Origin of the sequence: Ilumatobacter sp., from assembly GCF_041688325.1 — a bacterium.
Taxonomy (GTDB): domain Bacteria; phylum Actinomycetota; class Acidimicrobiia; order Acidimicrobiales; family Ilumatobacteraceae; genus Ilumatobacter_A.
Map to the genome: position 1 here is coordinate 1 of NZ_JBDNIJ010000051.1, position 6,437 is coordinate 6,437.

The following is a 6,437-nucleotide window of genomic DNA, read 5'->3' on the forward strand; positions in this document are numbered from 1 at the left end:
CTCTGCATGGACCGGGGTGCCGCCGGCAGCGATGACGAGGTCAGGCACCCAGTGGCCAGCGATGAATGGCGGGTCGGACCATTCGAGGACGAAAACGTTCGGCTTCGGTCGGCTTACCACCGCGGAACTCACGGCTTCGAGACGAGCAGTGAGGCCACCGACAACAGCAACCGCGCGGTCCGCCACGCCTGCGGCAATGCCGACGGCGACGATCGTCGACAGCACCTCATCAAGGGTGTGCGGATCGAGCGTGAGTACCTCCGCCGAGCAGCCCAGCCGGTCGAGTGCAGCGCTCACCTCGCCAGCAGGCAAGGCACACACGCGGCAGAGATCTTGCGTGAGCACGAGTGTGGGATCGATACTGCGAAACGCGTCCTCATCGAGCCGATAGAGGTCGTCGCCTGCTGCGATCTTGTCGCGGACGAGTGCATCGATCGCTGCCGGTTCAAGGCCGTGCGTGTCGAGGCCGCCGACCAGCACCGATCGACCAACACGCGGGTCCGGCGGAAAGTCGCATTCGAAGGTGACACCAGCCAGGTCGGCTTCGAGGCCAAGTGCATAGACGATCTCGGTGGCCGATGGCAGCAACGACGCTATTCGCATCAGGCCAGTGTGGCGGTCGACGACGGAATTCAGGAGATCGAGCGACACAGTCCAGTTCGTAGCAGCACGCCTCGCGCGCTCAAGATGGTCGGCGTATGGAACCGACGATGACCACGCCCCACGGAATCGAATACCTTCGGACTCCCGATGACCGATTCGCTGGCATCACTGACTTCGCGTACGAGCCGCAGTATGTCGAGGTCGTCGGCCTGCGCATGGCCTACGTCGACGCCGGCCCGGCCGACGGGCCCGTCATGCTGCTCTTGCACGGCGAACCCACGTGGAGCTACCTGTATCGCCGCATGATTCCACCGCTCGTCGAAGCGGGCTATCGCTGCATTGCCCCCGACCTCATCGGCTTCGGACGCTCCGACAAGCCCGTCAAGCGTTCCGCCTACACGTACAACGGCCACGTCGCCTGGATGAAGGCATTCATTGCAGCAATCGACCTGCCACTCGCCACCCTCTTCGCACAGGACTGGGGTGGCCTCATCGGCCTCCGCGTCGCCGCCGAAGAATCCGACCGCTTCGAGCGCATCGCCATCGGCAACACCGGGCTCCCCGTCGGCGCGTCGCTGGGCCCCGGCTTCGATGCCTGGCTGAACATCTCCCAGATCATGCCGTTCATGGACTGCGGCGCACTCCTCCAGCGGGCGACCGCAGCTCGCGAACTCACCGACGCCGAGATGGATGCGTACCGCGCACCGTTCCCCGACGAAGCGCACATGGCAGGCGCCCGCGAGTTCCCCACGCTCGTGCCAATCACTCCCGAACACTCAGCCGTTGCCGAGAACAAGGCGGCCTGGGCCACCTACGAACAGTGGACCAAACCGTTCCTCACGTTGGCCTGCCCGGGCGACCCCGTGCTCGGTCAACTCCACCACGAGTTCGTCGAACGGATTCCTGGCGCCACTGGCCAACCGCACCAGGAATTCGAACCTGGCGGTCATTTCCTGCAAGATGATTGCGGCGAGGATGTCGCCGCCGCGCTCATCGCGTGGATGTCGTAGCGGCCAGCCAGCTTCAGGACGCCGCGATGTCGGCTGCAACACTCTGCGCGAGCGCGGAGAGCCGGCGCCGGTAGACCTCAACCGACGGTTGGTCAAACTTGAAGCCCTTTGGCGAGAACTTCAGCAGTTCGATCCACGCTGCACGCCGAGCGACGACCGCACGCGATCGACCGACGGCAACCCTGGCGAGGTACGTCGCCATTCCATCCCACAGCTGCATCACGACACTGTCGATTGCTGCAACGATGTCGGCGTTCTTGGCGCTGAGAATTTCGTCTGAGTGCATGGTGGTCGCCATGCGTTGCCACAGGTCGCCTTCGTAGCGTTGGAGAAACCCGTTGAGTTGCTCAGCAACCGGGCCGGGCTCGTTGAGCACGAGCAGAGCCCGTTCGACCTGATCCTCGAAGAGGTGGACAAACGCCGAAACGAAGATGTCTCCCTTGTTGCGAAAGTACTGATAGAGCGCTGGCCGCGACATGGCGGCTTCATCAGCGATGTCGGCCATCGACGTGCCCGCGAAACCGAGTGCGGAGAACCGGCTGATTGCAGCGTTGTGAATAACTCGCCGCTTCGCGGCAGCAAGCCCGCTCGTCATCTCCATGTCGTCCACATCATCAGTTTGACACATGCAAAGAATTGTGTCAGCGTGCCGACTGACACTTTCTATAAAATTTGTCAGACGACTCGCACCACACACCACGCATTCGGGAGCACCATGCAGCCATCACGCATTCTCATCACCGGTAGCAATAGCGGCTTCGGCCAGCTCGCTGCGCTCACGCTCGCCCGGCAGGGCCATCAGGTGATCGCGACAATGCGCAATCTCGCCAAGGGCGACGACCTCCTTGCCGAGGCCGGTGACCTTGATATCGAAGTACGACACCTCGACGTCTGCGATCCCGACTCCGTGCGCGAAGCCCTCGCCGACGCCGCCTCGATCGACGTACTGGTGAACAACGCCGGATTCGAAGTGCAAGGCGCCATCGAACTCATCGACGACGAGTTGATGCACCGACAGCTCGACACCAATGTCGTCGGGCCGCTGCGCACGATCCGCGCCGTGATGTCAGCCTGGCGCGAACGCGGGCACGGCGCCATCGTCAACGTCAGCAGCGTGGTCGGCCTGGCCACTTCGCCGTTTGGTGGGGCGTACGCCGCATCAAAGCACGCCCTCGAGGCAATGTCTGAGGCACTGCACTGGGAAGCGGCACCTGCAGGAATCCGTGTCCACGTGATCGAGCCTGGCCGGTTTCCGACAACCGAATTTGGCGCGAACATCGTCCGCCCCAGCGGTTGGGAAGGTTCCGAGTTCGAAGCCAAGGCACTCCGGCTGCGCGAGGCACTCGGCAACCTCGATTCCGACGGCCCGCAGAATCCACAAGATGTTGCCGATGCAATCGCACGAGCGGCAACCGACCCAACCACACCCTTCCGCACACTGGTCGGAGCCGACGCCGAAATGATCGTCGGCGCCAAATCGTCGATGTCATTCGAAGACTTCGAAACAGCCATGCGCTCGACGATCAAATGGTACGACTGACGACCCTCGGCTGATAATCAGTGCGAATGGGCGGCGGCCACTGGGTCTTCTTCGGCCCAGCCGTAGTGCATCCGACCGTGGTCGGCGTTGGCCGCCATGATCCCGCCGACCGTGCCATCTGACCAGGGCGCGCCCGGGATCTTCGAGCCCAAATCATCGTCGGACAGTTCGCCAAGTAACGCAATCGTGTCGGCACGCACGGCCTGACCAATGCGCACCAGTTCGACAAACGGCTTGCCGTTGTGCTCGGCCTTCCATTCTTCGGTCCACCCGTGGATCGACGCCATGATCTCTTCCATCGTCTGTTGCGACCCGTCGCTGTTCAGCCGCGGCGCGAGGCCCTGATCGCCCCCGACGTGACGGCGGAACATCGCGTTCCAGTTCTGCTCGATCAGCGTCGTGTGGACGAAGTGGTCAGCGAAGGACCAACGACTCTCAGCATCGTGTTCGCTGAACGTGCGCGGCGCCGTCAGGTCGTCTTGCGACATCGCCCCGAGTCGTTCGAGTAACCAGGCTCGGTCACGGTTCAGTTTGATCTCGATCTCAATGCGGTCCATCCGCCGACCGTAGTGATCGGCACCGACGGTCGGCGGCGTCGGAGCAAGCCATCCGGCCAACCAGCCAGCTCTGTGATCGAGAACCCAGTCGCCGGGCCTCGTCACCGCCACCCGAGCAGTGCCAGTGTGAGGGGATGAACTCCGAGCACCTTCCATCGTTTTCCCTCGACGGACAGATCGTCGTCGTCACCGGAGCGTCCCGTGGCATCGGGCGTGGCCTCGTTGACGCGCTCGCCGCGGCAGGCGCCACCGTTGCCCTCACGGCTCGGTCGTCGGAGGAGGCGAACACCATCGCCGCTGAAGTCGTGGCAGCAGGAGGAAGCGCATCCGGTCACGTCATGGACGTCGCCAACGTCGCCTCGATCAACGCCGCATTCGACGACATCGCGCAGCAGCACGGACGTGTCGACGTGCTCGTCGCGAACGCTGGGCTCGGAGCGAACCATCCGGCGGTCGAAGTGACCGAGGCCGACTGGGACGACATGATGGACGTCAACGCGAAGGGCCTCTTCTTTACGGCGCAGGCGGCCGGGAAGATCATGCTCGAACGCGGCTCCGGTCGGGTTGTCGCCATCAGCTCGCAGGCATCACTCGTCGGCATCCGCGACCACGCCGTGTACTGCGCTTCGAAAGGCGCCGTCAACCAACTCGTCCGCGTACTTGCGCTGGAATGGGGCCCGCGCGGCGTCACCGTCAACGCCGTTGCTCCAACCTTTATTTACACACCCGGAACTGCCGAGCGCCTCGACGACCCCGAGTTCCGACGTGGCGTCGTCGAGCGGATTCCAATGGGTGACGTCGGCACGATTGCTGACGTCGCCGGCGCCGTCATCTACCTCGCGTCAGATGCTGCAGCCATGGTCAACGGCATCATCTTGCCCGTCGACGGCGGGTGGACTGCTCAGTAACCCCGACGAGTGCGTGTGAGTGCGTGTGAGCAAGAGGGCGCAGCTCCAGACCGAGCGGATCAATCCGATCACACTGGTCGGCGTGACGGTGATCGCGCGGCGGCGATCACTTCCGGGTGACGGTCACCGGGAGGGTGGCATAGCCGTGGACGAACGACGAGAGCGTGCGGGTTGGTTCGGCCTGTATTTCGATCCGTTCGAAGCGTTCCAGGATCTCTTCCCACAGGATCCGGAGCTGCATCTCGGCCAAACGGAGGCCCATGCAGCGATGCACGCCAAACCCGAACGAGAGGTGATCGGAGGCGTTGTGCCGCTCGATGTCGATGCTGTCGGGATGCTCGAAGATGTTGGCGTCGCGGTTCGCCGACAGGTACCACATGAGCAACTGGTCGCCCTGCAGAATCTGCTTGCCACCCAGATCGCAGTCACGAGTGGCGGTCCGGCGCATGTAGGCGAGGGGTGTCTGCCAGCGGATGATCTCTTGGACCATGTTGCGGATGAGGTCGGGGTTCGCGGTGAGCTTGGCGTACTGCTCGGGGAACGTGTTGAGCCCATAGACGCTGCCGGTCATCGTGTTACGGGTGGTGTCGTTGCCACCGACGATCAAGAGCAGGAGGTTGCCCAAGTGGTCCATGGCAGACATGTCTTTGGTGGCCTCGCCGTGAACGAGCATCGAGACGAGGTCATTGCCTGGTGCTTCTCGGCGCTGTTCCCACAGACCTGAGAAGTAGTGCACACACTCGATCAGTTCGTCATGGCGCTGTTGATGCGATTCAATGACGCCACCCGGCTCGGGAATTGCGAAGACGATGTCGGACCAGCGGGCGAGCTTGCGGCGATCTTCGAATGGAAAGTCGAAGAGCGTGGCCAGCATGCGGGTCGTCAGTTCGATCGAAACGGTCTCGACCCAGTCGAAGGTCTGTCCTTCGGGGAGTGACTCGAGGACATCGATCGTGCGCTCGCGGATCAGCGGCTCGACGTTCTGCAGGTTTTTTGGCTGCACCGCTGGGGTGACCGTCTTGCGCTGCGCGCGCTGCATGGGCGGATCCATGGCGATGAACGACGACGTCTGCGACCCGGCCGCGGCACGCGCCTCGGCGGGGAGACCCAACGTGATACCACTCGCCGAGGAGAACGTCTGCCAGTCGCCTTCGACGGCCTTGATGTCGTCGGCCTTGGTGACCGACCAGTATCGGCCAGCGGTTTCGATCTCGTTGAAGTGGATCGGGTCTTCGTTGCGCAGCCGTTCGAAGTAGCGGTGGTAGCGATCTTCGGCGAACAGGTTGGCATTGAGCGGGTTGATGTCTTCGATGGCGAGCTCGTCGGCCGGCGCGACGCCGGCGCCCTTCTCGACCTGCTCCTGTTCGGGCGATCGGAAATCCGCTGGCGGTCGTTGGATTGTCTGCTTGTTGCCCGTGTCGGTCATCGTTATGTTCCTTCTCGAAGTCGCTCATCGGCGCCCACCACGTGTTGGTGTAGGGCGCTCTGCCAGAAACAGTAGTGAGAGGTCGACGCTGGGGTCGAGCCAGATCGGGGTCGAAATTCACCGTGGAGTGACCTCGATCCACTGCATGTGGACGCCGTGTGAGATCGTCAAGAGATGGATGAGCGGTACGACACAATGTTCCCTCCGGGGTTCTTCTCCCGGACCGACGAAACCGACGACGGTGAGTTCTACGCGTTCGATCGGTTGGTCACCCACATCGACGACGGTGCCATCGCTGCCGTCGGCGCGCTGTACGACGAACTCGGCCTCACAGGAGCGACGTCGGGCCCAGTGCTCGACATCTGTTCGTCGTGGATCTCACACTTTTCGACC

Annotated in this window: 7 protein-coding genes and 1 pseudogene; 4 read left to right on the plus strand and 4 right to left on the minus strand. The window is 63.1% G+C overall.

Annotated features, from left to right (window positions below):
• On the minus strand, window positions 1-651 hold a 651-nt coding region (locus ACH2EI_RS04005), incomplete at its 3' end, for a cobalamin-binding protein (protein WP_395159182.1).
• A 77-nt stretch (window positions 652-728) separates the two neighbouring features.
• Here ACH2EI_RS04005 and ACH2EI_RS04010 point away from each other — a divergent pair.
• On the plus strand, window positions 729-1,613 hold the full coding sequence (locus ACH2EI_RS04010) for a haloalkane dehalogenase (protein WP_395152944.1): 885 nt from the start codon (window positions 729-731) through the stop codon (window positions 1,611-1,613).
• A 13-nt stretch (window positions 1,614-1,626) separates the two neighbouring features.
• Here the strand turns inward: ACH2EI_RS04010 and ACH2EI_RS04015 are convergent, their stop codons facing one another.
• Window positions 1,627-2,214 carry a TetR/AcrR family transcriptional regulator gene (locus tag ACH2EI_RS04015; protein WP_395159184.1) on the minus strand — a complete coding sequence of 196 codons (588 nt, stop codon included), beginning with the start codon at window positions 2,212-2,214 and terminating at the stop codon, window positions 1,627-1,629.
• Between the two features lie 45 nt (window positions 2,215-2,259).
• On the opposite strand from ACH2EI_RS04015, the gene ACH2EI_RS04020 reads away from it, so the two are divergent.
• The gene (locus tag ACH2EI_RS04020) at window positions 2,260-3,153 is read left to right on the plus strand and encodes an SDR family oxidoreductase (RefSeq protein ID WP_395159186.1); all 894 of its coding nucleotides are present in this window, start codon (window positions 2,260-2,262) and stop codon (window positions 3,151-3,153) included.
• A gap of 17 nt (window positions 3,154-3,170) precedes the next feature.
• Here ACH2EI_RS04020 and ACH2EI_RS04025 read toward each other — a convergent pair whose 3' ends face one another.
• Window positions 3,171-3,710 (minus strand): DinB family protein, encoded by a 540-nt coding sequence (locus ACH2EI_RS04025; RefSeq protein ID WP_395159188.1) that lies wholly within the window; start codon window positions 3,708-3,710, stop codon window positions 3,171-3,173.
• A 134-nt stretch (window positions 3,711-3,844) separates the two neighbouring features.
• On the opposite strand from ACH2EI_RS04025, the gene ACH2EI_RS04030 reads away from it, so the two are divergent.
• Window positions 3,845-4,618, plus strand: coding sequence for an SDR family NAD(P)-dependent oxidoreductase (locus ACH2EI_RS04030; RefSeq protein ID WP_395159190.1), 774 nt, complete (start codon window positions 3,845-3,847; stop codon window positions 4,616-4,618).
• A 106-nt stretch (window positions 4,619-4,724) separates the two neighbouring features.
• Here ACH2EI_RS04030 and ACH2EI_RS04035 read toward each other — a convergent pair whose 3' ends face one another.
• A complete protein-coding gene (locus ACH2EI_RS04035) occupies window positions 4,725-6,044 on the minus strand; it encodes a cytochrome P450 (RefSeq protein WP_395159192.1) in 1,320 nt (439 codons plus the stop codon).
• Window positions 6,045-6,218: 174 nt separating this feature from the next.
• Here ACH2EI_RS04035 and ACH2EI_RS04040 point away from each other — a divergent pair.
• Window positions 6,219-6,437 (plus strand): annotated as a pseudogene (locus ACH2EI_RS04040) (SAM-dependent methyltransferase); the annotation flags it as partial.